This window comes from Pseudomonas sp. SIMBA_067, assembly GCF_046534675.1.
GTDB lineage: Bacteria > Pseudomonadota > Gammaproteobacteria > Pseudomonadales > Pseudomonadaceae > Aquipseudomonas > Aquipseudomonas putida.
The window spans coordinates 621,658-647,525 of sequence record NZ_JAWRYH010000001.1 but is presented as its reverse complement, the minus strand read 5'-3'; the positions used below and the strand labels follow the sequence as shown (position 1 = coordinate 647,525).

At 65.1% G+C, this 25,868-nt stretch carries 21 protein-coding genes; 16 read left to right on the top strand and 5 right to left on the bottom strand.

The window, feature by feature from the left end:
• Window positions 1–13: 13 nt before the first annotated feature.
• Together SB765_RS03030 and SB765_RS03025 are read right to left on the bottom strand one after the other, a co-directional pair.
• The gene (locus SB765_RS03030; RefSeq protein ID WP_341798712.1) at window positions 14–2,014 is read right to left on the bottom strand and encodes a peptidase U32 family protein; all 2,001 of its coding nucleotides are present in this window, start codon (window positions 2,012–2,014) and stop codon (window positions 14–16) included.
• A gap of 205 nt (window positions 2,015–2,219) precedes the next feature.
• The gene (locus tag SB765_RS03025; protein WP_410930910.1) at window positions 2,220–2,600 is read right to left on the bottom strand and encodes a RidA family protein; all 381 of its coding nucleotides are present in this window, start codon (window positions 2,598–2,600) and stop codon (window positions 2,220–2,222) included.
• A 137-nt stretch (window positions 2,601–2,737) separates the two neighbouring features.
• Here SB765_RS03025 and SB765_RS03020 point away from each other — a divergent pair, with 137 nt between their 5' ends.
• Window positions 2,738–3,430, top strand: coding sequence for a tRNA (adenine(22)-N(1))-methyltransferase (locus SB765_RS03020; RefSeq protein WP_341798713.1), 693 nt, complete (start codon window positions 2,738–2,740; stop codon window positions 3,428–3,430).
• A 1-nt stretch (window position 3,431) separates the two neighbouring features.
• Here the strand turns inward: SB765_RS03020 and SB765_RS03015 are convergent, their stop codons facing one another.
• A complete protein-coding gene (locus SB765_RS03015) occupies window positions 3,432–3,692 on the bottom strand; it encodes a DUF2790 domain-containing protein (RefSeq protein ID WP_016499435.1) in 261 nt (86 codons plus the stop codon).
• A gap of 126 nt (window positions 3,693–3,818) precedes the next feature.
• On the opposite strand from SB765_RS03015, the gene SB765_RS03010 reads away from it, so the two are divergent.
• Window positions 3,819–4,751: a LysR family transcriptional regulator gene (locus SB765_RS03010; protein ID WP_410930909.1), complete on the top strand. Its 933-nt coding sequence runs from the start codon at window positions 3,819–3,821 to the stop codon at window positions 4,749–4,751.
• A 74-nt stretch (window positions 4,752–4,825) separates the two neighbouring features.
• Here SB765_RS03010 and SB765_RS03005 read toward each other — a convergent pair whose 3' ends face one another.
• Complete coding sequence (locus SB765_RS03005) at window positions 4,826–5,977, bottom strand: acyl-CoA dehydrogenase family protein (protein WP_061204115.1); 1,152 nt, start codon at window positions 5,975–5,977, stop codon at window positions 4,826–4,828.
• 16 nt (window positions 5,978–5,993) lie between these two features.
• On the bottom strand, window positions 5,994–7,064 hold the full coding sequence (locus SB765_RS03000; RefSeq protein ID WP_410910355.1) for an enoyl-CoA hydratase/isomerase family protein: 1,071 nt from the start codon (window positions 7,062–7,064) through the stop codon (window positions 5,994–5,996).
• 255 nt (window positions 7,065–7,319) lie between these two features.
• Here SB765_RS03000 and mdcA point away from each other — a divergent pair, with 255 nt between their 5' ends.
• From mdcA to SB765_RS02930, 14 genes are all read left to right on the top strand, one after another.
• Complete coding sequence (gene mdcA, locus SB765_RS02995) at window positions 7,320–8,981, top strand: malonate decarboxylase subunit alpha (RefSeq protein WP_410930908.1); 1,662 nt, start codon at window positions 7,320–7,322, stop codon at window positions 8,979–8,981.
• Window positions 8,981–9,880 (top strand): triphosphoribosyl-dephospho-CoA synthase, encoded by a 900-nt coding sequence (locus tag SB765_RS02990; RefSeq protein WP_410930907.1) that lies wholly within the window; start codon window positions 8,981–8,983, stop codon window positions 9,878–9,880. Before mdcA ends, SB765_RS02990 begins: the two co-directional genes overlap by 1 nt.
• A gap of 1 nt (window position 9,881) precedes the next feature.
• Window positions 9,882–10,181, top strand: a complete 300-nt coding sequence (locus SB765_RS02985; RefSeq protein WP_410930906.1) for a malonate decarboxylase subunit delta — start codon at window positions 9,882–9,884, stop codon at window positions 10,179–10,181.
• Window positions 10,174–11,022 (top strand): biotin-independent malonate decarboxylase subunit beta, encoded by an 849-nt coding sequence (locus tag SB765_RS02980; protein WP_410930905.1) that lies wholly within the window; start codon window positions 10,174–10,176, stop codon window positions 11,020–11,022. The genes SB765_RS02985 and SB765_RS02980 overlap by 8 nt, the downstream gene beginning before the upstream one ends.
• A complete protein-coding gene (gene mdcE / locus SB765_RS02975) occupies window positions 11,019–11,810 on the top strand; it encodes a biotin-independent malonate decarboxylase subunit gamma (protein WP_341798719.1) in 792 nt (263 codons plus the stop codon). The genes SB765_RS02980 and mdcE overlap by 4 nt, the downstream gene beginning before the upstream one ends.
• A 1-nt stretch (window position 11,811) precedes the next feature.
• Window positions 11,812–12,426, top strand: a complete 615-nt coding sequence (locus SB765_RS02970) for a malonate decarboxylase holo-ACP synthase (protein ID WP_410930904.1) — start codon at window positions 11,812–11,814, stop codon at window positions 12,424–12,426.
• Entirely contained in the window at window positions 12,423–13,343 is a 921-nt protein-coding gene (gene mdcH, locus SB765_RS02965) for a malonate decarboxylase subunit epsilon (RefSeq protein ID WP_410930903.1), read from the top strand. The genes SB765_RS02970 and mdcH overlap by 4 nt, the downstream gene beginning before the upstream one ends.
• A gap of 76 nt (window positions 13,344–13,419) precedes the next feature.
• Entirely contained in the window at window positions 13,420–13,842 is a 423-nt protein-coding gene (gene madL / locus SB765_RS02960) for a malonate transporter subunit MadL (protein ID WP_410910362.1), read from the top strand.
• Between the two features lie 2 nt (window positions 13,843–13,844).
• Window positions 13,845–14,609: a malonate transporter subunit MadM gene (gene madM / locus SB765_RS02955; RefSeq protein WP_341798723.1), complete on the top strand. Its 765-nt coding sequence runs from the start codon at window positions 13,845–13,847 to the stop codon at window positions 14,607–14,609.
• A 448-nt stretch (window positions 14,610–15,057) separates the two neighbouring features.
• Window positions 15,058–20,907 carry a manganese-oxidizing multicopper oxidase MnxG gene (gene mnxG / locus SB765_RS02950; protein WP_410910363.1) on the top strand — a complete coding sequence of 1,950 codons (5,850 nt, stop codon included), beginning with the start codon at window positions 15,058–15,060 and terminating at the stop codon, window positions 20,905–20,907.
• An 18-nt stretch (window positions 20,908–20,925) separates the two neighbouring features.
• On the top strand, window positions 20,926–22,902 hold the full coding sequence (locus SB765_RS02945) for a cytochrome D1 domain-containing protein (protein WP_410930902.1): 1,977 nt from the start codon (window positions 20,926–20,928) through the stop codon (window positions 22,900–22,902).
• Window positions 22,899–23,552: an SCO family protein gene (locus SB765_RS02940; protein WP_410930901.1), complete on the top strand. Its 654-nt coding sequence runs from the start codon at window positions 22,899–22,901 to the stop codon at window positions 23,550–23,552. The genes SB765_RS02945 and SB765_RS02940 overlap by 4 nt, the downstream gene beginning before the upstream one ends.
• Window positions 23,549–24,214: an SCO family protein gene (locus SB765_RS02935; protein ID WP_016499451.1), complete on the top strand. Its 666-nt coding sequence runs from the start codon at window positions 23,549–23,551 to the stop codon at window positions 24,212–24,214. The genes SB765_RS02940 and SB765_RS02935 overlap by 4 nt, the downstream gene beginning before the upstream one ends.
• 127 nt (window positions 24,215–24,341) lie before the next feature.
• Window positions 24,342–25,868: an ABC transporter substrate-binding protein gene (locus tag SB765_RS02930; protein WP_410930900.1), complete on the top strand. Its 1,527-nt coding sequence runs from the start codon at window positions 24,342–24,344 to the stop codon at window positions 25,866–25,868.

Sequence of the window (25,868 nt, the reverse complement as noted above, 5' to 3'; positions counted from 1 at the left end):
AACTGTTCGAGGGTCAGTGTGGCGCGCGCACGATGGTTTTCAGCAGGTCTTCCGGGCTGATGTGCCCCACCACCTGGGCCACCGCACTGCCTGGGGTTGGCAGGTCGATGATGTGGCTTTTCATCTTGCCGACCACATGCATTTCGCACGGTTTGCAGTCGAACTTCAGGGTCAGCACTTCATCACCCTGAATCAGCTGCATCGGTGCCACCTTGGTGCGCACGCCGGTCACGCCCTTGGCCTGCTTGGGGCACAGGTTGAAGGAGAAGCGCAGGCAGTGCTTGGTGATCATCACCGGCACCTCACCGTGTTCTTCATGGGCCTCGTAGGCCGCGTCGATCAGCTGCACGCCATGGCGATGGTAGAAATCGCGGGCCTTCTGGTTGTACACGTTGGCCAGGAAGGAAAGGTGCGACTCGGGGTACACCGGTGGCGGCGTGGTCTCGGCCTTGCGCCCGCCACGCGGGTGCGCCTTGATACGCGCCTCGGTCAGCGCCTCGATGGCTTCGCGGCGCAGGGCCTTGAGCTGCGAGTTGGGGATGAAGTACGCCTGCGGCGCGTCCAGCTCGATGCTGCTGGCGTGGTACATCGTGGTACCCAGCTGGCCGAGCAGGTCATGCAACTGGTCCAGGGCCTGCTGCGGCTTGTTGGCCTCGCCGAACGGGCCGTCCAGGGCCACCTGCACGCTGACGCCTTCCTCACTGCTGAGGGTAAGCATCAAGCGCTGCTCGCGCAGTACAGCATGCCATTCCACACCAACACGGCGCTCGGAAGAGGTGCGTTGCAGGGCCTGCTGCCAGTTGTGGTCGAGGTTGCGCGACAGCGGGTGGTTGGGCCGCAGCTTGTGCAGGCCTTCGGGCATTTCGTTGGGCTCGACGCGGTAGCGGTAGCGCTTCTGGCCGTCTTCCTCGAACTCGCCACGTGGTTCGGCGATGTTGGCGCGGAAACCCACCACTTCACGTTTGACCAGCACATTCAGGCCGTCGCCGTTGGTCAGTGGCACTTCGGTCACCACTTGCATGTCACGCTTGCCGACCTTTTCCACCACACCCACCGGCAGGCCTGTGAAGGTTGGCGAGTCGAAGGCACCGATGTCGACCTTGCGGTCGGTCACGAAATAGTCGGTGCTGCCGCGGTGGAAGGTCTTGTCCGGGTCGGGCAAGAAGAAGTGTTCAGTCCGGCCGCTGGACGCACGGGCATATGCCGGGCGGCCTTCGAGGATGGCGTCGAGCTCTTTGCGGTAGTGGGCGGTGATGTTCTTCACATAGCCCATGTCCTTGTAGCGGCCCTCGATCTTGAACGAGCGCACGCCAGCATCGACCAGGTCGGCCAGGTTGGCGGTCTGGTTGTTGTCCTTCATCGACAGCAGGTGCTTCTCGAACGCTACCACGCGACCCTGGTCATCCTTCAGGGTGTAGGGCAGGCGGCAGGCTTGAGAACAGTCGCCACGGTTGGCGCTTCGGCCAGTCTGCGCGTGGGAGATGTTGCACTGGCCGGAGAAGGCCACGCAAAGCGCACCGTGGATGAAGAACTCGATGGCAGCGTCGGTTTCGGCGGCGATGGCGCGGATTTGCTGCAGGTTCAGCTCACGGGCCAGTACCAGCTGGGAGAAACCGGCCTGGTCGAGGAACTTGGCCCGTTCCAGGGTGCGGATGTCGGTCTGGGTGCTGGCGTGCAGCTCGATCGGCGGGATGTCCAGCTCCATCACCCCCAGGTCTTGCACGATCAGCGCGTCGACGCCGGCATCGTACAGCTGATGGATCAGCTTGCGCGCGGGTTCCAGCTCGTTGTCGTGCAGGATGGTGTTGATGGTGGTGAACACGCGCGCATGGTAGCGGCGGGCGAACTCGACCAGTTCGGCGATCTCGCTGACCTCGTTGCAGGCGTTATGGCGTGCGCCAAAGCTTGGGCCGCCGATGTAGATGGCGTCAGCGCCGTGCAGGATCGCTTCGCGAGCGATGGCCACGTCACGGGCAGGGCTGAGCAGTTCCAGGTGGTTCTTTGGAAGGGACATGTCGTTATATTTTCGGGCTGCCACGGTTTAGGCGGGCATTGTAGCGGCGAAACGGGCTGGCGGCATCATCGGGGTGCCAGGAGGTGTATTGCTTTTACCGGCCCTATCGCCGGCAAGCCAGCTCCCACAGCAATTGCATAGGGCTTGAGGCCGATGCGGTCGAGGTGGGAGCTGGCTTGCCGGCGATAGGGCCCTTGCAGGTAGCTCAGCGTTTGGCGGCCATTGCGGTCACTTCTACGCGCATGCCTTCAAATGCCAACGAAGCCACACCCACGGCCGCACGCACCGGCCATGGCTTGCTGAAGAAGCGCTGGTACACCTCGTTGAACGCGGCGCGGTCGGCCATGTCGGTGAGGTAGATGGTGAGGTGCAGCACGCGGTCCATGCCGCTGCCGGCCTTTTCCAGCGCTACTTTCAGCGCCTGCAGGGTGCATTCGCTTTGCTCGACGATGCCGCCCAGCTCCAGGCTGCCATCGGCGTGGGTCGGAATCTGGGTGGTGACCAGCACGCCGTTGAACTCGGCGACGTCGGACGAAATCGACTTGGCGTCCGGGTCCGGGGTGTAGATGATGTCTGCATGTGCCATGGTGTGTTTTGCCTTGCGACGGAAGGAAAGCGGCAAGCCTACGCGAGCAGGCGGGTCGGGTCGAGGGCGCCCAGGTGTTTGAAATGCGCGGCGTTCGCCGTCAGAATCGCGCCCCATTGCAAAGCCAGGGGCACATTTTGAACGAACAGACTTTGTCCAGGCGCCTGGAGCGCGTGGCTGCACATGTGCCGCAGGGCGCCCGCTTGGCCGACATCGGCTCGGATCATGGTTATCTGCCGGTAGCGTTGATGCTGCGGGGGGTGATCGAGGCCGGGGTGGCGGGCGAGGTGGCGCAGACGCCGTTTGCCTCGGCGCAGCGCAATGTGCGCAGAAACGGCCTGCAAGACCGGTTAACCGTGCGCCTGGCCGATGGCCTGGCGGCGGTCGAACCGCAAGACCGCATCTCGGTGGTCAGCATCTGCGGTATGGGTGGCGACACCATGTGCGAGATCCTCGAGGCCGGCAAGCAGCGCCTTGGCGGCGTCACGCGGCTGGTACTGCAGCCCAATGGCGGTGAGCGCGAGCTCCGCCAGTGGCTGGCGGGCAATGGCTACCAGATCGTCAGCGAAGAGCTGCTGCGGGAAAACCGCTTCGACTACGAAATCATCGTCGCCGAGCCGGGCAGGGTGGTGTATAGCGCTGAACAGCTGTACTTCGGCCCGATGTTGATGCAGGAGAAAAGCGAGGCATTTCTGGTCAAGTGGCGGCGCATGCTGCGGCAGAAGCAGCAGACCCTGGCCAATTTCCAACGGGCCCGCGATGCGGTGCCTCAGGCGAAAATCGACGATTTCAATCAGCAGGTGGGCTGGATCACCCAGGTACTCGCCTGACTCACTGCTGCGAGCAGTTGCCCATTTCGCGGTAGTCTATTTCGCGTTTCTGGCCCTGGTGGTCGACGTACACCATGTGCGCAGTGCCAACCTGGCAGTCGGCAGCGTTGCTGGCCGGGGTGATGGAGATCACTTTGGCCACATCCAGCGGCATGCCGTACTCATAATTGCTGCTGGTTGGCTGCGTACTGCCCGCATCGGCAAAGGCACCGAACGAGGCGAGGGTGGCGGCCACAGCAAGGACAGCGATCGAACGTTTCATGACAGGCTCCATTTGTTGAATGTATGACTAATGATGTATTCATTGGTCATCCACAATAAATGGGCCAGTCCGTGATAGATTCCTGCCTGTAACGCAAGAATAAGACTGAACAAGGAGCACACCCTCATGGACATGCTGCATGCCATGCGTACCTTCGCCCGTGTGGTGGAGTGTGGCAGCTTCGCTGCGGCCGCCAATGCGTTGGATATTTCCGCGGCACAGGTTTCGCGTATTGTTGCCGAGCTGGAGAACCAGCTGCAGACCCGCCTGTTGCACCGCACCACCCGGCGCCTGCGCATGAGCGAGGCGGGTGAGCGGTTTCTGGAGCGTGCGCGGCAGATCATGCTGCTGACCGAAGAGGCGGTGGGTGAAGCCCGCGGTGCGCACCTCACCCCTCGCGGCCATCTGCGCTTGCATTGCCCGCACGGCCTGGGCCTGTTGCTGATGCCGCTGGTGGCCGGCTACAACGCGCTGTGCCCGGAGGTGGTGATCGAGTTGACGCTGTCCCAGCGCAATCCTGACCCGCTGGCCGAAGGGCATGACGTGGTGATCACCGTGGACGGTGCGCTGCCGGACTCCCAGCTGATTGCGGTCCCGCTTGGCAATATCTTCAGTATCCCGTGCGCGGCGCCCAGCTATCTGGAGCGGCATGGCGTGCCTGAGCGACCCGAGGACCTGCATGCGCACCGCTGCCTGCGCATGGCGTATCCCATGTATGAAGGCGACTGGGTATTCCCCCAGGGGGTGGACCAGTGCGTGATCGCACCCAGTGACAGCTTCTCCACCAACGTTGCCGACGCCATGCTGGTGGCCAGTGAGTTGGGCATGGGCATCGGCCTGCTACCGTTCTATACGGCCAGCCAGTCGATCGAGCAAGGGCGTTTGTGCAGGCTGCTGGCGCCGTACCGTTTGCGCGAGAGTGCGCTGTATGCGATGTACCCGTCACGGCATTATCTGGACGCCAAGGTGCGGACGTGGATCGATTACCTCAAGGAGCAGTTGCCAGCGGTGTTCGAGGGGCATGCGCAGGTGGTGGATGATTCGCGGTACTGGCGCTGAATCGCAGATCGGCTTCCTTGTGGGAGCGGCCTTGTGTCGCGATTGGGCCGCACCCACAGACGGGGACCGCCGTACTACAGCGGGTAGTGCTTCAGCTCGCGTGCAATCAGCATGCGCTGGATCTCGCTCGACCCCTCATAGATCTGCGTAATCCGCGCATCCCGGTAATAGCGCTCCACCGGGTAATCCTCCAAATAGCCATACCCGCCATGCACCTGGATCGCCATCGAGCACACCCGCTCGGCCATTTCCGAAGCAAATAATTTGGCCTGCGACGCCTCCGACAGGCACGGCTTGCCAGCGCTGCGCAGGCGGGCGGCATGCAGGATCAGCAAACGTGCGGCGTTTACCTGTACCTGCATGTCGGCCAGCAGGTTGGCGATGCTCTGGTGCTCGTTGATCGGCTTGCCGAATTGCACCCTGTCGCGCGAGTAGACCAGCGCCGCCTCGAACGCCGCGCGGGCAATGCCCAACGCCTGGGCGGCGATGCCGATACGCCCGCCTTCAAGGTTGGACAGGGCGATGGCCAAGCCCTTGCCACGCTCGCCAAGGAGGTTGGCAGCGGGGATGCGGCAGTTGTCGAAGGTGACCGCGCAGGTGTCGGAGGCGCGGATGCCCATCTTGTGCTCGCTGCGGTCGACCTTGAAACCCGGGTTGTCGGTGGGCACCAGAAACGCCGAGAGGCCCTTCTTGCCCAGCTCTGGGTCGGTCACCGCGAAGACGATGGCCAGGCCGGCGCGGCGGGCGTTGCTGACGAACTGCTTGGCGCCATTGATTACCCACTCGCCGTTGACCAGCTCGGCGCGGGTGCGCAGGTTGTGCGCCTCGGAGCCGGCCTGCGGCTCGGTCAGGCAGAAGCAGCCGATGACCTCGCCGCTGGCCAGGCGCGGTAGCCATTGCTGTTGTTGCTCGGCGGTACCGTAGGCCAGCAGCGGGCCGCAGCCTACCGAGTTGTGAATGCTCATCATCGCCCCGGTGGCGCCGCAGCCCGCAGCGATTTCTTCCACGGCCAGGGCGTAGGCGACGTAGTCGGTGTAGCTGCCGCCGAAGTCCTCCGGCACCACCATGCCCAGCAGGCCCAGTTCGCCCATCTTGCGCACCACGCCGTCATCGATCCAGCCGGCCTTTTCCCAGGCCTGGGCGTGCGGGGCGATCTCGCCACGGGCAAAGTCCCGGGCCATGTCGCGGATCATGATCTGCTCTTCGCTCAGTTCCAGGTCTTGCATCTGTGTACTCCCGGGCTCACAGGCCTTCAAAGAATTGGTCAACCCGCTGCGGTTGCAGCGCGGCCAGGGTCGGCGGGTTCCAGCGAGGCTGTTTGTCCTTGTCGATGATCAGGGCGCGCACGCCTTCGATGATGTCGCCGTGCCGGAACCACTGGCGGTCCAGGTGCAGCTCCATGGCAAAGCAGTCTTCCAGCCCAAGGTGGCGACCGCGGCGCAACATCTCCAGGGTAACCGCCATGGCCAACGGTGAGCGGCTTTCCAGCTGGTCGGCGGCGGCCACGGCCCAGGCATGGCTGTCACCGATACTGACCGCACGCAATTGCTCGACGATGGCTTGCAGGTTGGGCAGGGCGAAGAAGTGGTCGATGACCGGGCGCAGCTTTTCCAGTGGGGCATCTTCCAGCGCCTGGGTACCGAGCGTGGCCAGCAGGTTCTGCAGGTCCTTCAGCGGGTTGTCGCCAAAGTTCAGTTGGTTCAGGCCCTGGTCAAGGGCGGTGAGCTGGTCACTGGCCAGGTACCAGTCGGCCAGGCCGCAGTACAGGGCGTCGGCCGCCTGAATCTGGGTGCCGCTGACGCCCAGGTAGATGCCCAGTTCGCCGGGGATACGTGACAGGAAGTAGCTACCGCCCACATCGGGGAAGTAGCCGATACCGACTTCGGGCATGCCCAGCCGGCTGCGCTCGGTGACCACGCGCAGATCACAGCCCTGGGCCAGGCCCATTCCGCCGCCGAGTGTGAAGCCGTCCATCAGTACCAGCACGGGCTTGCGATAGCGGTGGATGAGCAGGTCGAGGGCGTATTCCTCGACGAAGAAGGTTTCATGCAGCGTGTCGCCAGCTTTGAAACTGTCGTGCAGCGACCGGATATCGCCCCCGGCACAAAAGCCCTTGGGGCCTTCGCCGCGCAGCACCACAGCGCGCACTTGCGGGTCTTCGGCCCACTGGTCGAGGTGCTGGCGCAGGCTACGGACCATGTCCAGGGTCAGGGCATTGAGGCCGGCGGGGCGGTTCAGGGTCAGGTGGCCTACCTGGTTGCGGACCTCGGCCAGTACATGCTCGGTTGCCGAGGCTTGAGCGTGCGCAGTCATTGCGTTCTCCCTGCTTTGTTATTGATTTTCCAAGTGAAGTCTGGAGTTCGCTGGAGGATCGCAGGATCCTGTCATGCGAATTTGCCTTGCACAATCGACAATTATGCAGGGGCATCGTGCATTTTTGCTTTAGGCCACCGATCCGGCTAGGCAATTCATTAACCTGACAGTAACAAATGCGCCGGCAGCTTGATTGATCCGCCAGGCAACGCAGCCCTAAGGTGACCTCCACGACAGCGAACCTGTGGAGCCACCATGACAATAACTCAGAATCCACCGCCGCAATGGTCGCGGCGGCGCGCCGAAAAGCAGCGCCGCCTTGATCGGGTACGTCACCTCGCCGACGGCGTGGTGCTGCCCACCGAGCGTATCGTCGAAGCCCTCGAACTGCTGCTGGCCCCGGGCGACCGGGTGGTGCTGGAGGGCAACAACCAAAAGCAGGCCGACTTCCTTTCACGCTCGCTGGCCAAGGTCGACCCCGGGCGCCTGCATGACTTGCACATGATCATGCCCAGCGTCAGCCGCGCCGAGCACCTGGACCTGTTCGAGCGTGGCATCGCGCGCAAGCTCGACTTCTCCTTCGCCGGCCCGCAGAGCCTGCGCATCAGCCAGTTGCTGGAAGATGGCCTGCTCGAAGTCGGTGCCATCCACACCTATATCGAGCTGTACTCGCGGCTGCTGGTCGACCTGATCCCCAACGTCACTCTGGTGGCCGGCTTCATGGCCGACCGTGACGGCAACCTGTACACCGGCCCCAGCACCGAAGACACCCCGGCACTGGTGGAGCCGGCCGCGTTCAGCGACGGTATCGTCATCGCCCAGGTCAACCAGCTGGTGGACCGCGTGGACGACCTGCCACGGGTCGACATCCCGGCGTCCTGGGTCGATTTCGTGGTGGTCGCCGACCAGCCCTTCTATATAGAACCGCTGTTCACCCGGGACCCGCGCCACATCAAGCCGGTGCATGTGCTGATGGCGATGATGGCCATTCGCGGCATCTACGAAAAACACCAGGTGCAGTCGCTGAACCATGGCATCGGCTTCAATACCGCCGCCATCGAGCTGATCTTGCCCACCTACGGCGAGTCTCTGGGCCTGAAGGGCAAGATTTGCCGCAACTGGACGCTCAACCCGCACCCGACCTTGATCCCGGCCATCGAGACTGGCTGGGTGCAGAGCGTGCATTGCTTCGGCACCGAGCTGGGCATGGAGGACTACATCGCCCAGCGCCCGGACGTGTTCTTCACCGGCCGCGATGGCTCGCTGCGTTCCAACCGCATGATGTGCCAACTGGCGGGGCAATACGCCGTCGACCTGTTCATCGGCGCCACCTTGCAAGTGGATGGCGATGGCCATTCCTCGACCGTGACCCGCGGCCGCCTGGCCGGCTTTGGCGGTGCACCGAACATGGGCCACGACCCGCGTGGCCGGCGCCACGCTACCCCGGCCTGGCTCGACATGACCGTGCCGGAAACCCTGCTGGAGCGCGGACGCAAGCTGGTGGTGCAAATGGTCGAGACCTACCAGGAAGGCGGCAAGCCCACTTTCGTGGAAACCCTCGATGCCGTGGATGTGGCCAGGAAGGCCGGGATGCCGCTGGCACCGGTAATGATTTACGGCGATGACGTCACCCACCTGCTGACCGAGGAGGGCATTGCTTACCTGTACAAGGCCCGCAGCCTGGAAGAACGCCAGCAGATGATTGCCGCCGTGGCCGGGGTTACCGCCATCGGCCTGCGCCACGATCCGAAAGACACCCGGCGTATGCGCCAGCAAGGGCTGATCGCGTTGCCTGAGGACCTCGGCATCCGCCGCACCGACGCCAGCCGCGAGCTGCTGGCCGCGCGCAGCATTGCCGACCTGGTCGAGTGGTCCGGCGGCCTCTACAACCCGCCTGCACGGTTCAGGAGCTGGTGATGAAAGCACTCTTTCTCGAACTCCCCCAGGTTCCTGTGGGAGCGGGTTCACCCGCGAAGAGGCCAGCCCAGGCAACCGAAATTCCCCTGGCCGACCACCTCGCCGACCTGGCCGTTGAAGCCCTGATCGACGAAGCCGACCTGTCCCCCAAACCCGGCCTGGTCGACCGCCGCAGCAACGGCGCCCACCACGACATGACCCTGGCCCTGATGCACGCCTCGGCCCTGGCCCTGTGGCCATGCCTGCGCAACATGGCCGAAGCCGCCCGGTCCATCGGTCAGGTTGGCCAGCCCCTGCGCGCCACACTGGGCCAGCTCGGCCGCGAAGGCGAGGCCGCGATGCTTGCCGCCACCCACGGGGTCAATACTCACCGCGGCGCCATCTGGGCACTGGGCCTGCTGGTCGCGTCCACGGCCCTCGATACCCAGGCAGACGCCTGCACCCTGGCCGCCCGCGCCGGGCGTATAGCCCTGTTCGACGACCCGGCCATGCCGCACGAGCACAGCCACGGCTTGCAGGTCCGCCACCGCTACGGCACCGGCGGCGCCCGCGAACAGGCACAGCAAGGCTTCCCCGCCGTCATCGGCCACGGCCTGCCACAACTGCAGCGCAGCCGCGCCGCCGGTGCCAGCGAGCAGCACGCCCGGCTCGACGCGTTACTGGCGATCATGAGCGTGCTCAGCGACACCTGCGTGCTCTGGCGCAGCGGCCCGGCCGGGCTGGCTGCCGTCCAGCAAGGTGCCCACGCCGTACTTGCCGAAGGCGGCAGCGCCACACTGGCGGGGCGCCGCCAACTGCGCCAGCTGGACCGGCAACTGCTGCAACTGAACACCTCACCGGGCGGCGCCGCCGACTTGCTGGCCGCCTGCCTGTTCCTCGACAAAGCCGGGAGCCTGTGACATGGAAACCCTGAATTTTCAATTCCCCGCCGCCGAACCGGGCCGCGGCCGCACCCTGGTGGGCTGCGTCAGCTCCGGCGACCTCGAGGTGCTGATCGAGCCCGGCACTGCCGGCAGCCTGCACATCCAGGTAGTGACTTCGGTCAACGGCAGCGGCGCCCGCTGGGCGCAACTGTTGCAGCGCCTGTTCGAGGGCCGTGCGTGGCCGGCTGTGAACATCGACATCCATGATTTCGGCGCCACCCCGGGCGTGGTGCGACTGCGCCTGGAGCAAGGCTTCGAGGAGATTGCCCATGACTGACACCGAACGTTTGCTGCGCAGCCGCAGCTTTGTAGAACTGGGCGCCCGCCAGCGCGCCCGCGCCGTGCTTGACCCGGGTAGCTTCCGTGAACTGCTGGGCCCGTTCGACCGGCTGATGTCGCCGTGGTTGCCGCGCCAGGGCATCGTGCCGCAGGCCGATGATGGTGTGGTTATCGCCAAGGGCCGGCTGAACGGGCGCCATGCCGTGGTCGCCGCCATCGAAGGCGGCTTTCAGGGGGGCAGCATGGGCGAGGTGGGTGGGGCCAAAATCGCGGGTGCCCTGGAACTGGCCATTGAAGATAACCGCAACGGCATCCCCACTTGCGCCGTGTTGCTGCTGGAAACCGGTGGTGTGCGCCTGCAGGAAGCCAACCTCGGCCTGGCGGCGATAGCCGAAATCCAGGCGGCCATTGTCGAACTGCGGGCCTTGCAGCCGGTTCTCGGCCTGATCGCAGGTGCGGTGGGATGCTTTGGCGGCATGTCCATTGCTGCGGGCCTGTGCAGCCACCTGCTGGTTACCCGCGAAGCGCGCCTGGGCCTGAACGGCCCGCAGGTGATCGAACAGGAGGCCGGCATCGGCGAATACGACGCCAAGGACCGCCCCTTCATCTGGAGCCTGACCGGTGGCGAACAACGCCACGCCAGCGGGTTGGTGGACGGCTACGTGGCCGATGACATCGATGCGCTGCGCGAACGCTTGCTGCAACTGCTGGACGCACCCTCCAAAGACCGCGCCAGCCAGCACGCCTGGTTCCTCGGCCGCCTGGCCCGGCTGGGCGATGACTGCCCGCAACTGGATGCCGCCGCCGTGCGCGCCCTTTACCAAGGAGAAGCCCAATGAACCGTGCCTTGAACTGGCTGCCGGGCCTGGCCGGCGGGCAAGCTTTGCCAGGTTACCCCGCATCGTTGCGGGTGATCGACGGCGAACTGGACAACCGCCTGGCGCGCTTCATCGCCGTGGTGCCGGATGCCCACAATCCATTCCCCCGTGCCCGCTCGGGTGAAGTCGGCCTGCTTGAAGGCTGGGGCCTGGCCAAGGCGGTGAGCGAGGCGGTGGCGGCTGACCGCAACGGCCGGAAGCGTGCCATTGTCGCGGTGATCGATGTGCCCAGCCAGGCCTATGGCCGCCGCGAGGAAGCGTTGGGCATTCACCAGGCATTGGCCGGTGCCGTGCAGGCCTACGCCGAGGCGCGGTTGGCCGGGCACCCGGTGATCGGTCTGCTGGTTGGCAAGGCCATGTCCGGCGCCTTCCTGGCCCACGGCTACCAGGCCCAGCGGCTGATCGCCCTGGACGACACCGGGGTCATGGTGCACGCCATGGGCAAGGCGGCTGCGGCGCGGATTACCCTGCGCAGCGTCGAGCAACTGGAGGCGTTGGCCGCCGAAGTGCCGCCCATGGCCTACGACCTGGCCAGCTACGCCTCGCTGGGCCTGCTGTGGCGCCGCCTGACAGTAGACAACGCACAGGCACCGAGCGCCGCCGACATTGCGCAGGTACGTGCCTGCCTGGCAGAAGCAGTACGCGATATTGGTAGCACCACCGACCTGTCGTCGCGGCTGGCGGGGGAAAACCGCAGCGCCTCGCGCCAGGTACGCGAACAGCTGCGCCGGCAGTGGCAGGGCGCCTGAGATGAACGCGCCAAGGCCGCACGACCTGCTGTGGGGGATGCCCGTGTCCAGCTTGCCCGTTGATGCACCGCAGTGGGCGCAGGACGTGTTGGCAAGCGGCCGGCCAGTGGTGGTGCGCCGTGCCAGCTGTGAGGACGGCTGGGTGGCCGTAGGGCTGCGTGGGCAAGGCCGGGCGCAGCGCTTGGGTGCGTTGATGCGCCTGGCCGATGTCCAGCGTCAGCAAGGCCCCGAAGCGCTGCGGGTGCACGTACAAGGCCCATGGCCTGCGCTAAAGGCACTGGCCTTGGTCACCCCGGTGTTGCAGGCCAGCGGCCTGGCCTGGGGGCCGACGGGTGGGGTGGGGTACCAGATTGCGACCGGCATTGAAGTGGTACATGCCGACAGTGACCTGGACCTGCTGCTGCGCACACCACACCCGTTGGCCCGCGCTCATGCGCGGGGGCTGCTGGATATTTTCGACTGCGCGCCGTGCCGTATCGATGTGCAACTGGAAACCCCCGCAGGTGCCATTGCCTTGCGCGAATGGGCCGGATTTGCCCGCCGCGTGCTGCTCAAGTCGCCGCATGGCCCCCGCCTGGTCAGCGACCCCTGGGCAGCGATGGAGCGTGCCGCATGAGCAGTCTGTTCGCCTTCCCCGGCCAAGGTGCCCAGCAGGTGGGCATGCTTCAGCGTCTGCCTGAGGGGGCCGGGCTGCTGCTGGAGGAGGCCAGCGATACCCTAGGCCAGGCTGCGCTAGCGCTGGACAGCCGGCAAGCGCTGCAGTCTACCCGCGCTGTTCAGCTGTGCCTGCTGCTGAGCGGTGTGGCCTGGGCGCGCTGGCTGATGCAGCGCAGCCCAGCGCCGGATTACGTGGCGGGGTTGTCGATTGGCGCCTATCCCGCAGCGGTTACGGCGGGCGCCCTGGGGTTTGCCGATGCCGTGCGCCTGGTCGCCCTGCGTGGCGAGCTGATGCAGTGCGCCTACCCGCAAGGCTACGGCATGACCGCACTCAGCGGCCTGGACCTTGCAAGTGTCGAGCGTTTGCTGAGCGAGGCGCGGGGCGAGGTGTTCGTCGCCAACCTCAACAGCGAAAACCAGATCGTCATCGCCGGTAGCGATACGGCGATGGCTGCGGTCGCCGCCAGGGCTCGCCGTCAAGGCCAGGGCGTGGCCCGACGCCTGGCAGTCAGCGTGCCGTCGCATTGCCCGTTGCTTGATGGCCCGGCAGAGGAATTGGCCAGTGCCTTCGCCTCGGTCGAGGTGCAGCGCCCACGCATTACCTACCTCAGCGCCAGCAGCGCGCGCCCGGTGTTCGACCCGCAGCGTCTGCGCGACGACCTGGCGGGCAACATGGCCAGGGTGGTCGACTGGCGTGCCACGTTGCGCAACGCCTTTGAGCGCGGCGTGCGCCTGCACCTGGAAATTCCGCCCGGCAGCGTGCTCAGCGGGCTGGCCCGGGCAGTGTTCGAACAGGGCAGGGTAGTGGCCGTGGAAGGCACCCGTTGGGACACCCTGGATGCGCTGCTGCGCCAGGAGGTGGCTGACCGGCGATGATGGCTGGCTAACGCAATAATGTGTGTTTACGAAGAACAACAACAAGCAACTTCGACACAACCTGAGGACAACAACAATGATCATCTATGGTGTGGCTCTGCTGGCGGTTTGCACGCTTGCCGGCGTTATCGTCGGCGACTTCCTGGGCGTGTTGCTGGGCGTCAAATCCAATGTGGGCGGGGTCGGCATCGCCATGATCCTGCTGATCTGCGCACGGCTGTACATGCACCGCAACGGTGGCATGAGCAAGGAGTGCGAGTTTGGCGTGGGCTTCTGGGGCGCCATGTATATCCCGGTAGTGGTGGCCATGGCCGCCCAGCAGAACGTGGTCACCGCCCTGCACGGCGGGCCGGTGGCGCTGCTGGCGGCAGTGGGCGCGGTGCTGGTGTGCGGCGCGACCATCGCCCTGATCAGCCGCAGCCACCGTGGCGAGCCTTTGCCTGCCCTTGAACCTAGCCCCGAAGCCCGCGCGCAGGTTGCCCCTGCAGGAGGTCGTTGAACATGTGGCCGATCATTGAAAATGCCCTGGAACACAACGGCCTGATCACCGCCTTTGCAGTGGTGGGCGCAATCATGTGGTTGTCGGTTGTACTGTCGAAGTACCTCACCTTCGGCCGGGTACACGGCTCGGCCATTGCCATCGTCATCGGCCTGGTGCTGGCCTGGGTAGGCGGCACCGTGACGGGCGGGCAGAAAGGCCTGGCCGACATGGCGCTGTTCTCCGGTATCGGCCTGATGGGCGGGGCCATGCTGCGAGACTTCGCCATTGTTGCCACGGCCTTCGAGGTGCAGGCCACCGAAGCGCGCAAAGCCGGGATGATTGGCTTGGTGGCGCTGTTGCTGGGTACGGTGCTGCCATTCATTGTGGGTGCGGCAGTGGCCTATGCCTTCGGCTACCGCGATGCGGTGAGCATGACCACCATCGGCGCGGGGGCGGTGACCTATATCGTCGGGCCGGTGACCGGAGCGGCGCTGGGTGCAAGTTCGGACGTGATGGCCCTGTCGATCGCCACCGGCCTGATCAAGGCGATCCTGGTGATGGTGTTCACCCCGGTGTCGGCGCGCCTGCTGGCGCTGGACAACCCGCGTTCGGCGATGGTCTTCGGCGGGTTGGCAGGGACGGTGTCAGGGGTGACGGCCGGGCTGGCGGCGACGGATCGGCGGCTGGTGCCGTATGGGGCGCTGACAGCTACTTTTCACACTGGCCTGGGCTGCTTGATGGGGCCCTCGATTCTGTATTTCTGTGTGCGGGGGTTGGTTGGGTGATGGCCACCGGGTGTTTGGCGCAGCATTTTTAGCGCCTGGGAGATCGAGCGCCGCCCGCGCGGCGCTTCGCAGCACAAGGCTGCTCCTACATTTGTTTCGGGCCAGTAATGCCTGTAGCAGAGCGCGCGACCGCCTTGTTGATCCGGCGCGATATTAAGGTGGACGCCAAGGGACCGCCCGCTAATGGCACAGGAATAATTGGCCCGAAACAAATGTAGGAGCAGCCTTGTGCTGCGAAGCGCCGCGCGGGCGGCGCTCGGTCTGACAGACGCAACAAATGTTAAGGCGGGCACCTGCAAGCCGCCCCCCAAATCGGGGAAAACCGCCGGGTGATCCTCCCCAATCCGATTCGGTTACCTACGCAACCATTTGAAAGTATTACGTATCTTCTCCTGGCATACACCTTGCTCCATCCCTCCGCAGAGTTCCCGTGTCCCGGAGGTGCAGCATGTCTACGCCACGCAAAGGCCCCCTTCTGTCATCACTCGTTCTTGCCTTGTTAGGTTGGGAATCGACCAGCGAGGCGGCCGTGCAGTGCCAGCGCACCTTGGTCGCCAATGTGGTGGCACTGGACCAGCCACTGATGTTCAACCGCCTTGGCGCGCAAAACGCCAATGGCATGATGTTCGCGCTTCGTGAAGATGTGGTGGACGACAAGCAAGTCCCCCTCAGCAAAGGCGGGGCCGCGGTACCGGGCAAGGTCACCCTGCGCCCGGACAAGCGCCCACGGCCGATTGTGCTGCGGGTAGCCGCCGGTGACTGCCTCACGGTCAACCTGACCAACCTGCTGGCCTACCAGGCCAACCCCAACAAGCACGGCATCGAGGCCGCAGAGCCCGAGGGTGAGGAGGAGGGGCCGGAGGTTGAAAACCAGGGCGGTGAAGGCGATGTCGCCGATGAACAGGTCGCCGAGCGTATGGTCGGCTTCCAGGTCAATGGCATGCAGGCGGTCAACAGCATCGCCGATATCTCCGCCTATACAGGGCGCAATGGCAACTTCTTCGCCAGCCCCGGCAGTACCCGCAGCTATACCTTGTATGCCGAGCGCGAAGGGGCATTCGCCGCCACCAGCAAAGCCGCCACGTTCGGCGGCGAAGGCACGGCGGGCAATGTTGCCAATGGCCTGTTCGGGCAGGTGGTGGTGGTACCCAAATTGGGCCGCACCTACCGCAACACCCTCACCGAAGAAGAAATGCGCCTGGCCACTACCGGCCGTACTGCCACCGGCCAGCCCGTGATCGACTACGAAGCCCGCTACCCCCAGGCAGAACCGTGGATCACCGAGGGCAAGGCCGGCAAACCGATCATCGCCATGGTCAATGGCAACGAGATCATCAACAGCGAAACCGATGCCATCGTCATGGGCCCCAACGCCGATGGCAGCTTCCCCAAGTCGACCTACCCGCTGGAAAGCATCGGCAAGCGCAACCCGGCGCTGCCCAACCGGTTGGAGGCGTTCCGTGATTTCGCCTCGCAGTTCGCCGACGAGGTCGCCGGCACCCAGGCCTTTCCCGGCTACTGGGCAGACCCGGTGATGGGGCACGTGCTGGAACCGGCGCGAGACTCGTTCATGATCAACTACGGCTCTGGCGGCATGGGCGCCGAAGTGGTGGCCAACCGCCTGGGGGTAGGCCCGATGCACGACTGCCTGTCGTGCGCTTACGAAGAGTTCTTCCTCAGCGCTCACACCGTCGGAGACATCGGCACCCTGGTGGATGTGCCGGCCAATGTGGGCCTGGAGCACATCCGCCCGGGTGAGGTCCCACCGGCCAGTGCTGTCGGGGTCAAGGCCAGCATGGCCCTGTACCCTTCGGAACCTGCCAACGTGCACCACAGCTATATCGGTGACTTCACCAAGTTCCGCAACACCCACAACGGCCACGAGCAGCATATATTTCACCTGCACGGCCACCAGTGGCTGTTCAACCCCAATGACGACAACTCCGACTATATCGATGCCCAGGGCATCGGCGCCGGCGTTGGCTACACCTACGAAATCGCCAACGGTGGGTCGGGTAACCGCAACCGGGTGGCCGGTGATGCTATCTACCATTGCCACTTCTACCCGCACTTTGCCCAGGGCATGTGGGCCATGTGGCGGGTACATGACGTGTTCGAAGAAGGCACCCGTCTTGAGGTGAGCGGGCAGGGCGAGAACGGCTTCCACAGCACACCGTTCGCCCTGCGCAGCGGCAAGCCTGCCGCTGGCGCCCGGGCATTGCCCGATGGCGAAATCGTTGCGGGTACGCCGATTCCGGCCATCGTGCCGCTGCCTGGCAAAGCCATGGCGCCGATGCCTGGCAAGGTCGTGGTGGTACCCAAACTGTCTGAGGAACTGGTCGCCGCCAGCGACGATGATGACGAAGCCGAGGACGAAGGCGATGACGACCACGCCAACCCGGCGCCGGTGCGCAAAGCCGTCGGCTCGCTGGCACTTATCGACCGCACCGATGCCAACCGCAACGCTGATGGCACCCTGAAAAACCCAGGCTACCCGTTCTGGATCGGCGGCATGGAAAGCAGCGTTGGCAACCGCCCGCCAACCCCGCCGCTGGACATGCTCGACCCAGCCCTGGCGCGCCAGTTGAAAGACAGCGGCAAAGCCCTGTGGGCCAACCTGGATGCAAACCAGGTCGATGGCTGGGACGGCGGCCTTGGCCGCCATGCACTCGACGGTGTTTCCGCAGGTGGCGAGGCGCAAACGACCACCACCAAGCTGGACTTCACCAAGGTCGTGCACAAGGCCAAACCTATCTACCTGCCAGAAGAAGGCACCGATGTCGAACAGGCGGCCATGCAGTTCCACGCCATGGCCGAGCACCCAAGCTATGCCCTGATCCCCGGCAGCCAGCCGGTGGCCAAGGCGTTCCGCACCAATGGTGCCTTGCCGACTGCTGGCGCGCCGTTCTACGAGCCGTGCATGGATGACCGCGGCAAGCGCCTCACTCAGTCCTCCGGTGTGGGCGAGTTTTTCAGCGGCGAGAGCCTGACCGGCGTCAACTTCCGTGGCTCTTCCGCCTTTACCGCCGACCGTCCACGCATCTACAAGGGTGCCAACATCCAGTTCGACGCGGTGTACAACAAGGTCGGCTACCACTTCCCGCAGGCTCGCATCATCGCCTTGTGGGAAGATGCCTGGCCAGTGATTAACAAGCAGCGCCCGCCAGAGCCACTGGTGATGCGCATGAACACCTTCGACTGCACCATGTACCAGCACACCAACCTGATCCCGAACATCTACGAGATGGACGACTACCAGGTGCGCACCCCGACCGACGTGATCGGTCAGCACATCCACTTGCCGAAGTGGGACCTGACCGCTGCCGACGGTTCGGCCAACGGCTGGAACTACGAAGACGGCATTCTATCGCCCGGCAGCGTGGTCGAGCGGGTGCAAGCCATTCGTGCCTACAACGGCTGCACCGAGGGCGATAGCCGCGATGGCACCGCTGCCTGCCCGAAAGCCAGGCAGCACCCGTACTTTGGCCGCTTCGGCCGGGCCGACTGGCTGGGCGCACGTACGGCCATGCAGCGCTGGTTCGCTGACCCGCTGGTGAACGTGCATAACGTCGACCGTGGCCTGGGCACCATATTCACCCACGACCACCTTGGCCCGTCGACCCACCAGCAACTGGGCCTGTATGCCACCGTGCTGGCCGAACCGGCCGGCTCCACCTGGTACCATGCCGAAACCGGCGAGCAGCTGTACAACCCGGCCACGCGCCAGGATGGCGGCCCGACCTCGTGGCAGGCGGTAATCCAGACTGGCGACCACGATGGCGATGGCAAGAACGACAGCTACCGTGAGTTCTTCCTGGAATACAGTGACTTCCAGCATGCCTATGAAGCTGGGGTGTATGTAGGTGCAGGGCCGGACGGCATCCCCAATGCCCAGTCGTACCCGGCCACCGCAGACAGCTTCCGCTACGCCATCAACCCGCCAGTGCGCGGCAAGGCGTCGAACCTGCTGGAAGCCATTGTCGAGGAGCGCGGCGGTATCAACCCGGGCTGCCCAAGCCGTCCGTGCCCGCAGGCGATCTCGGTGGATGACCCGGGCATGTTCGTGGTCAACTATCGCAACGAGCCGCTGGCCCTGCGCGTGTACGACCCGAACAAGGTCGGCCCGGACGGCAAGCGTGGCATGCAGGCCGACGGCCTGGCCGGCGACCTCAGCTATGCCATGCAAACTCGAACCGACCGCGCCATTCCGGCAATGAACCTGTCACCCTCGGCGATAACCTCGGCAGTTGGCCCTACCGGCGGCACCACGCTGTTTCCGCCACACATCAACAAGGCTGGAGCCGAGCCGGGCGACCCTTTCACCCCGCTGCTGCGCACCTACTCCGGTGACAATGTACGCCTGCGCATGCACGCCGGTGGCCATGAAGAGGAGCACAACGTCACCCTGCATGGCGTGAAGTGGCTGCAAAACGGCACAGGCTTCGGTAGCAGTTCCAACTCGGGCTGGAAATCGTCGCAGATGATCGGCATCTCCGAGCAGATGGGCTTCATGGCACCGGTGTCGATGATCTCCAGTTCCGCCGCCACCAATGGCGACTACCTGTACTCGCTGGACGCCGCGCTGGAAGGCTACTGGAACGGTATCTGGGGCATCATGCGCAATTACACCGCGCAGCGTGCCGACCTGTTCCCGCTGCCCAACAACCCGCAACCGGTGGCCATGCGCAACACCGTGAACTTTGACGGCATCTGCCCGAAAACCACGGCCAACCCCAACGGCATTGGCACCCGCACCACGGTCAAGCGAAACTACGAAATCGTCGCAGCGCTGGCCAATGACATCCTCGAGAACCGTAATGGGGTCAGTATCAATGACCCGGCGGGCATCGGTCAGCATGTCGGCGGCACGCTGAAGGCCAACGGTGGCACACTGGTGTTCAACAGCCGTAAAACCGCGATCCCGCTGGTAAGTGGGGTAGACCCCGAAGATGGGGAACCCTTCACCATCGGGGGGCATAGTGCGCCGCTGCATGACCCGACCGCGATCCTGTACGTGCGCAAGGCCGACCTGGACGCCACCACCGGCAAGCTCAAGGCGGGTGTGCCGGTTGAGCCTCTGGTGCTGCGGGCCAACGCCGGCGACTGCATCAGCGTTACCCTCGAGAACCGCCTGCCACTGGTGATGCCAGACCTGCCGAGCACTGCAGTGATGCATAACGTGGTCAAGCGTGACCGCTTCGACAGCGAGGGTTCCACCGCCTTTGCCAATAACCTGATGCGGCCGTCCAGCCACGTGGGCCTGCATGCGCAGTTGCTGGCCTACGACATCACCAAGTCCGACGGCGCCAACGTTGGCCTGAACCCGGTGCAGACCGTACCTCCACGTGCCGGCACCAGTGGTGCTTACCCGACCAAGGTGTACCAGTACTACGCCGGCCACCTGGAGCGGGAAGGCAAACCTGTGTCGCAGCTAGGTCGCACGGTGGACAACATCAACTCCACTGCCATCGAGTTCGGCGGCCTCAACCTGACCCCGTCAGACTTCATCAAGCAGCCGCAGAAAGGCCTGGTGGGCGCCATGAGCATCCTGCCGCAAACTGCCACCTGGACCGAGGACGCCGCGTCCCGTACCCAGGCCACGGTGAAGGTCAGCGGGCAGCCGGACTACCGGGACTTCGTCACGGTGTGGCAGCGCGCCCTGAACATGCGCTGGGCCGATGGTCGTCCGGTGGAAGGCATCAACACCGAAGGCAACGGTGCTGCCGGTGACCCGCAAGACAACGGCAACATGGCGGTCAACTACAAGACCGAGCCGTTGTGGCTGCGCTTCGGCATGGCGCCTGACTCACCGTTCGGCCGTGCAAATGGCCTGGGCTTTGGTGATGTACCAAACGCCCACATGGCCTACGCCAACGCCCTGGTCGGCGGCGACCCGCAAACCCCGGTGCTGTACGCCAAGCCTGGGCAACCGGTGCGCAACCATATCGTGATGCCCAGTGGTGGCAGCCGCGGCATGGTCTACCAGCTGGACGGGCACCTGTGGCCATTGCACAACTACCAGGCCGAGAAGAGTGACGTGGACGGCTACCCGATGAGCCTGCCTGGCATCGGTTCGGTGCGCTTTGGCTACAACCCGATGGCCATGTACATCGGTGCCCAGGAGAGCGTACTGCCTGCGGCGCACTTCAGCTTCATGCTGCCGAGTGCCGGTGGTGCAAACGCGGTGGCAGGTGACTACCTGTTCCGCGACTACGCCGCCTACGGCAACCTCTCGGGGCTGTGGGGGATTCTGCGGGTGACCAACGAAGCGCCGCCGGCAACGGCCCCGGCGCAGTGACGGAAGGGGAGCGCGAGCATGAACAAAAAGACTCGCCCTGCTTACTTGGGGGTATTGCTGGGGGTAGCGCTGATCGGCCTGGGCGTGGCGTATGAAAAGCTCTGGTGCGATCCCCGCGAGCTGTTGCAGGAACCTGCCGACCCGCAGGCCCTGCACCGGCTCAGCCGGGACGGCGTGACCGTGGAGTTCGAGGCCCGGCCGCTGGCCGGGGGCGAGTTGAAGGAAGGCGCCTTCGCCAATATCCGCTTCAAGGTCAGCGACCAGACCAGTGGCCAGCCGCTGTCGGGCATGGCCCCGGGGGCGTGGATCGACCCGGCGCAGTCGGCGCCGGTGGGCGACCGCAACCAAAGCTGCAAGGCGCGGGTTGCGCTGTTTCTCAAGAGCAGCATCGGCGCCCGGCCGCTGCTCGACCTGAACAGCTACTTCCTGTTGATGCTCAACAACGACGCCAGCCTGACGGTGATCGACCCGACCGTTTCGGTGGGCGGCGTGACCAGCACCATGGCCCGCATCGACCTGCCCGGGCGGCCCATGGACTGGGTGGCCACCAGCGACGACAAGCAGGTGTTCGTGTCGATCCCCGAGCGCGGCAAGGTGGCGGTGATCGATACCGAAACCTTTACCCGGGTGGCCGACCTGGACGCCGGTGACCAGCCGCTGCGCGTGGCCTTGCAACCCGACCAGCACCGGTTGTGGGTGGGCAACAACAGCAGTGACCCGGCCAAGGGTGGGGTGACGGTGATCGACGTGCCAGGGCGTACCACCCTGAAAAGCTTCAACACCGGCACCGGGCACCACGAAATTGCCTTCAGCGCAGACTCGCGTTTTGCCTACGTCAGCAACCGCGACAGCGGCACCCTGAGCGTCATTGATATCCCGCAAATGCGCCTTGCCAAAACCATCAAGGTTGGCCCGCACCCGCTGTCGGTCAGCTACTCGGCGCTGTCCCAGGCCGTTTACGTGGTCGATGGCGAGGAAGGCAGCGTGCGGGTGTTCGACGCCCGCAGCCACGAGCTGCGCCATATGGTCAAGGCCGAGCAGGGCCTGGGGCCGATGCGCTTCAGCAGTGATGGGCGCTACGGCGTGGTGCTCAACACCCTTGAGAACCAGGCACTGGTGATCGATGCCAGTACCGACAAGCTGATCCACCACATCCCGGTAGCGGCCGAACCCTACCAGCTGACGTTTACCAAGGGCTATGCCTATGTGCGTGGTCTGGCCTCGCCGAAAGTGACCATGATCAACCTGTCCAGCCTGGGCGAAGGGCGCTCGCCTATCGTCCAGGGCTTCGAGGCTGGCCCGGCAGCGCCGCGCCAGGCCGGTGACCTGCCACTGGCCCAGGGGTTGTCGGTGTCGCGTGATGACAATTCGGTGTTCGTGGTCAACCCGGTGGACAACACCACCTACTTCTACGCCGAGGGCATGAACGCGCCGATGTCCGGCTACAACAACCGTGGTCACCAGGCCCGCGCTGCCCTGGTCGTTGACCGCAGCCTGCGCGAGGTGGCGCCCGGGGTGTACGGCTCAACGGTGAAACTGCCCGCTGCCGGCAAGTTCGACGTGGCCTTCCTGCTCAACCAGCCGCAGATCATCCACTGCTTCAGCGCCGATGTCGCCGAAGCGCCCAATGCCGGCAAGCGCAAGGCCGCGCATGCCGAGTTCATCGGCCTGGACCAACCAATGCCGCAGCACAGCGCCATTACCGCACGGGTGCGTATCGTTGGTGACGACGGCCAGCCACGGCTGGGCCTGAACGACCTGAGCCTGCGCTACTTCCTGGCGCCGTCGTCGATGCCGCGCAACCTGCAGTTGCAGGAAGTGGGTGAGGGCGTCTATCAGGCAGCCCTGACACTGCCCGAAGCCGGCGCCTGGTACCTGCATGTGCAGTCGCCATCGCTGGGACGCAAGTTTGCCGAAGAAAACTACACCAGCCTGCGCATCCTGCCGGCCGCAGCAACCAACGCTTCCCAGACTGAAATGAGGAGTGTGCGATGAACGCCAAGCATTCTTTCCAACTGCTGGCACTGAGCCTGGCACTGGCCAGCAACCTGGCCCTGGCCCACGCCGGCCACGATCACAAGGGCGCCGAACAGCCACCGGCGGCGCGCCAGGAAAAGACCAGTGTACGTTTTGCCGACGTTTCCCTGCTGAACCAGGACGGCATGCCGGTGCGCCTGGAGAAGGACCTGGTCGGTGACCACCTGGTGGTCATGGGCTTCATCTACACCAGCTGCACCACGGTGTGCCCGGTGGTGTCGTCGATCATGGGCAAGGTCCAGCAACAGCTGGGTGGCCGGGTAGGCGAAGAAATCCACATGGTGTCGATCAGCGTCGACCCGCAGCGTGACGACGCCAAGCGCCTGCAAGACTACGCCAAGGCCTTCCAGAAGGGGCCAGGCTGGAGCTGGCTGACCGGCACCCCGTACGCTGTCACCGAAACCCTCAAGGGCCTGGGCAGCTTCAGCGCCGACCTCAGCCAGCACCCGCCGCTGATCCTGGTGGGTGACGGGCGCAGCGGGCACTGGACCCGCTACTACGGCTTCACCGACCCCACCGTACTGATTGAAGAAATCAACCGTCTCAGCGCCCGCCGGGTGCATGCCAAAAGTACGGCCATTGCCGACCACCAAGAGGTGCAACCATGAGCTCTGTTACCTCCCGCCGCGGCGGCATGCGCGCTTTCGACTGGCTGGTGCTGGGCGGCTGCCTGTGGATTCTCGCTTCTGTGGCGTTCGCCCACGAAGGCCACCTGGAGCAGGCCCCCGAGCCACAGCCCGCCCCCCAGGCGATGACCAGTGGCGGCGGCACCCGCGATGCCCAGACCTGGTTCACGGATACCGTGCTGAAAGACCAGAACGGCCGCGAGCTGCGGTTCTACAGCGATGTGCTCAAGGACAAGGTGGTGATGCTGAACGTGATCTTCACCCACTGCACCGACGCCTGCCCGCTGATCACCCGCAAGCTGCGCGAAGTGCGCGAGGCCATGGGCCAGCAACTGGCCAGCCAGGTGACCTTTGTGTCGATCAGCAGCGACCCGCTCAACGATACCCCGCAAGCACTCAAGGCGTTTGCCGCGAAGCAGGGGGTTGATGGGCCGAACTGGCTGTTCCTGACCGGTGACAAGGCCAATGTCGACCTGGTGCTTGGCCGTATTGGCCAGTTCCTGCCCAGCCCCGAGCAGCACTCCACGCAGCTGATTGCCGGCGATGTGGCGGGCAAACGCTGGAGCAAGATCCGCCCGGATGCTCCACCCGCGGCCATAGCCCAGCGCATGCAACTGCTGACCCAGCCACTGGCAGGGCGGTGATTGCCATGCGCGCCTGGGCTCGCCGTGCCGGCCTCTTCGCGGGGCAAGCCCGCTCCCACAGTTTTTTCATAGACCTCAGGCTTGTACTGATCCTGTGGGAGCGGGCGTGCCCCGCGAAGAGGCCGGCATGAAAACTGCAAAAGTTATGGTGTTGCTCGTCATCATCAGCCTCTGCAGTTCAGCCCTGGCCTTTGATCTCACTGCCACCGAACAAGCCGGCAAACGCCTCTACCGCGAGGGCGTCTCCAGCAGCGATGCACAATTGCAGGCCCGGGTCGGTGCCAGCGACATCAGTGTGCCCGCCAGCGTGCTGCCCTGCGCCAGCTGCCACGGCAACGACGGCCGTGGCCGGGCCGAAGGCGGCGTGCGCCCACCCAACCTGGACTGGCAACGCCTGGCACAAGGCCAGGGCGCACGCGAAGCCAATGGCCGCAGCTACCCGGCGTATACCGAGCGCAGCCTTGCCCGGGCCATCCAGCATGGCGTAGACCCGGCGGGCAATCGGCTGGACCCGGCCATGCCACGCTTCGAACTGACCATGGCCGACCAGCGCAACCTTACCGCCTACCTGAAACGCCTGGCCGAGGAACGCGACCCCGGTATAAAGGAGGGCGTACTGCGCCTGGGCACCTTGCTGCCGGCGTCCGGCCCGCTGGCCGAAGCCGGGCAGGTGGTACGTGCGGTACTGGAAGACGGGGTAGCGCAACTCAACCAGCAAGGCGGCATTCATGGGCGGCACCTGGAGCTGGTTGTGCTGGACCCTGGGTTCGACCCGGCCAGCGCCGAGCGGGCCTTGCAGCAGTTGCTGGAGCAGGAGCGTGTGTTCGCGCTGATTTCGCCTTTGGCACCGACGCTCGACCCGCGCCTGACAACCTTGCTGGCACCACAGAATGTACCCCTGATTGGCAGTACCCCGCGCAGCGGCGGCAGCGCGCAGATCTTCGACCCGCTGCCCGGCTTACCTGCGCAATTGCTGAGCCTGGCGGGCCACGCCCGTGCAGGTTTGGGCCTGGCACCGGGCGACTTGCGCGTGGTGTACGCCGGCAGCGACCAGGCAGAGGCGGCCGAGCAGGTACGTGAGCGCCTGTTGCAGGAAGGCTGGGCGCCGCCCGCCATCGAGGCCTTCTACGGCCAGGCCGTGGGCGGGCAGGGCATCGTCTTCCTCGGCCGCGCCCAGGCATTTGTCGAGCTGGCGACGGCGTTGCAGGCCGCAGGCCGCCAGCCCTACCTGTTCGCTGCGTCCGGCCAGGTGGCCGGCGCCGTGGCGCGTTTGCCCGAGCAATGGTCGCAACGGGTGTTTCTGGCCTACCCCTATGTCCCCGAAGACTGGACCGAGCAGGGCATGGCCACCCTCGCCGGGCTGCAGCAGCGCCAGGGCCTGGACCCACGCCAGGCGTCGTTGCAGGTCAATACCTTGTGCGCCCTGCGCCTGCTGAGCGAAGCGCTGAAACAGATTGGCCGTGATGCCAGCCGTGAACAACTGATCGGCGCACTGGAAGGCTTGCACGATGTGTCTACCGGCCTGACCCCGGCGCTGGGCTTTGGCCCCGGTCGCCGTCAGGGCATGGCCGGTGCCCATGTAGTGGCGGTGGCCCTGCCCGGGCCGCGTTTCACCGCAGTTACCCCTTACCGGCCGGTGCCGGACAGCCTTTGA

What these genes read in the sequence shown, in the direction of transcription:
- SB765_RS03030 (WP_341798712.1), bottom strand. Translation starts at nt 2,014, where the DNA reads ATGTCCCTTCCAAAGAACCACCTGGAACTGCTCAGCCCTGCCCGTGAC.
- SB765_RS03025 (WP_410930910.1), bottom strand. Translation starts at nt 2,600, where the DNA reads ATGGCACATGCAGACATCATCTACACCCCGGACCCGGACGCCAAGTCG.
- SB765_RS03015 (WP_016499435.1), bottom strand. Translation starts at nt 3,692, where the DNA reads ATGAAACGTTCGATCGCTGTCCTTGCTGTGGCCGCCACCCTCGCCTCG.
- SB765_RS03010 (WP_410930909.1), top strand. Translation starts at nt 3,819, where the DNA reads ATGGACATGCTGCATGCCATGCGTACCTTCGCCCGTGTGGTGGAGTGT.
- SB765_RS03005 (WP_061204115.1), bottom strand. Translation starts at nt 5,977, where the DNA reads ATGCAAGACCTGGAACTGAGCGAAGAGCAGATCATGATCCGCGACATG.
- SB765_RS03000 (WP_410910355.1), bottom strand. Translation starts at nt 7,064, where the DNA reads ATGACTGCGCACGCTCAAGCCTCGGCAACCGAGCATGTACTGGCCGAG.
- mdcA (WP_410930908.1), top strand. Translation starts at nt 7,320, where the DNA reads ATGACAATAACTCAGAATCCACCGCCGCAATGGTCGCGGCGGCGCGCC.
- SB765_RS02990 (WP_410930907.1), top strand. Translation starts at nt 8,981, where the DNA reads ATGAAAGCACTCTTTCTCGAACTCCCCCAGGTTCCTGTGGGAGCGGGT.
- SB765_RS02985 (WP_410930906.1), top strand. Translation starts at nt 9,882, where the DNA reads ATGGAAACCCTGAATTTTCAATTCCCCGCCGCCGAACCGGGCCGCGGC.
- SB765_RS02980 (WP_410930905.1), top strand. Translation starts at nt 10,174, where the DNA reads ATGACTGACACCGAACGTTTGCTGCGCAGCCGCAGCTTTGTAGAACTG.
- mdcE (WP_341798719.1), top strand. Translation starts at nt 11,019, where the DNA reads ATGAACCGTGCCTTGAACTGGCTGCCGGGCCTGGCCGGCGGGCAAGCT.
- SB765_RS02970 (WP_410930904.1), top strand. Translation starts at nt 11,812, where the DNA reads ATGAACGCGCCAAGGCCGCACGACCTGCTGTGGGGGATGCCCGTGTCC.
- mdcH (WP_410930903.1), top strand. Translation starts at nt 12,423, where the DNA reads ATGAGCAGTCTGTTCGCCTTCCCCGGCCAAGGTGCCCAGCAGGTGGGC.
- madL (WP_410910362.1), top strand. Translation starts at nt 13,420, where the DNA reads ATGATCATCTATGGTGTGGCTCTGCTGGCGGTTTGCACGCTTGCCGGC.
- madM (WP_341798723.1), top strand. Translation starts at nt 13,845, where the DNA reads ATGTGGCCGATCATTGAAAATGCCCTGGAACACAACGGCCTGATCACC.
- mnxG (WP_410910363.1), top strand. Translation starts at nt 15,058, where the DNA reads ATGTCTACGCCACGCAAAGGCCCCCTTCTGTCATCACTCGTTCTTGCC.
- SB765_RS02945 (WP_410930902.1), top strand. Translation starts at nt 20,926, where the DNA reads ATGAACAAAAAGACTCGCCCTGCTTACTTGGGGGTATTGCTGGGGGTA.
- SB765_RS02940 (WP_410930901.1), top strand. Translation starts at nt 22,899, where the DNA reads ATGAACGCCAAGCATTCTTTCCAACTGCTGGCACTGAGCCTGGCACTG.
- SB765_RS02935 (WP_016499451.1), top strand. Translation starts at nt 23,549, where the DNA reads ATGAGCTCTGTTACCTCCCGCCGCGGCGGCATGCGCGCTTTCGACTGG.
- SB765_RS02930 (WP_410930900.1), top strand. Translation starts at nt 24,342, where the DNA reads ATGAAAACTGCAAAAGTTATGGTGTTGCTCGTCATCATCAGCCTCTGC.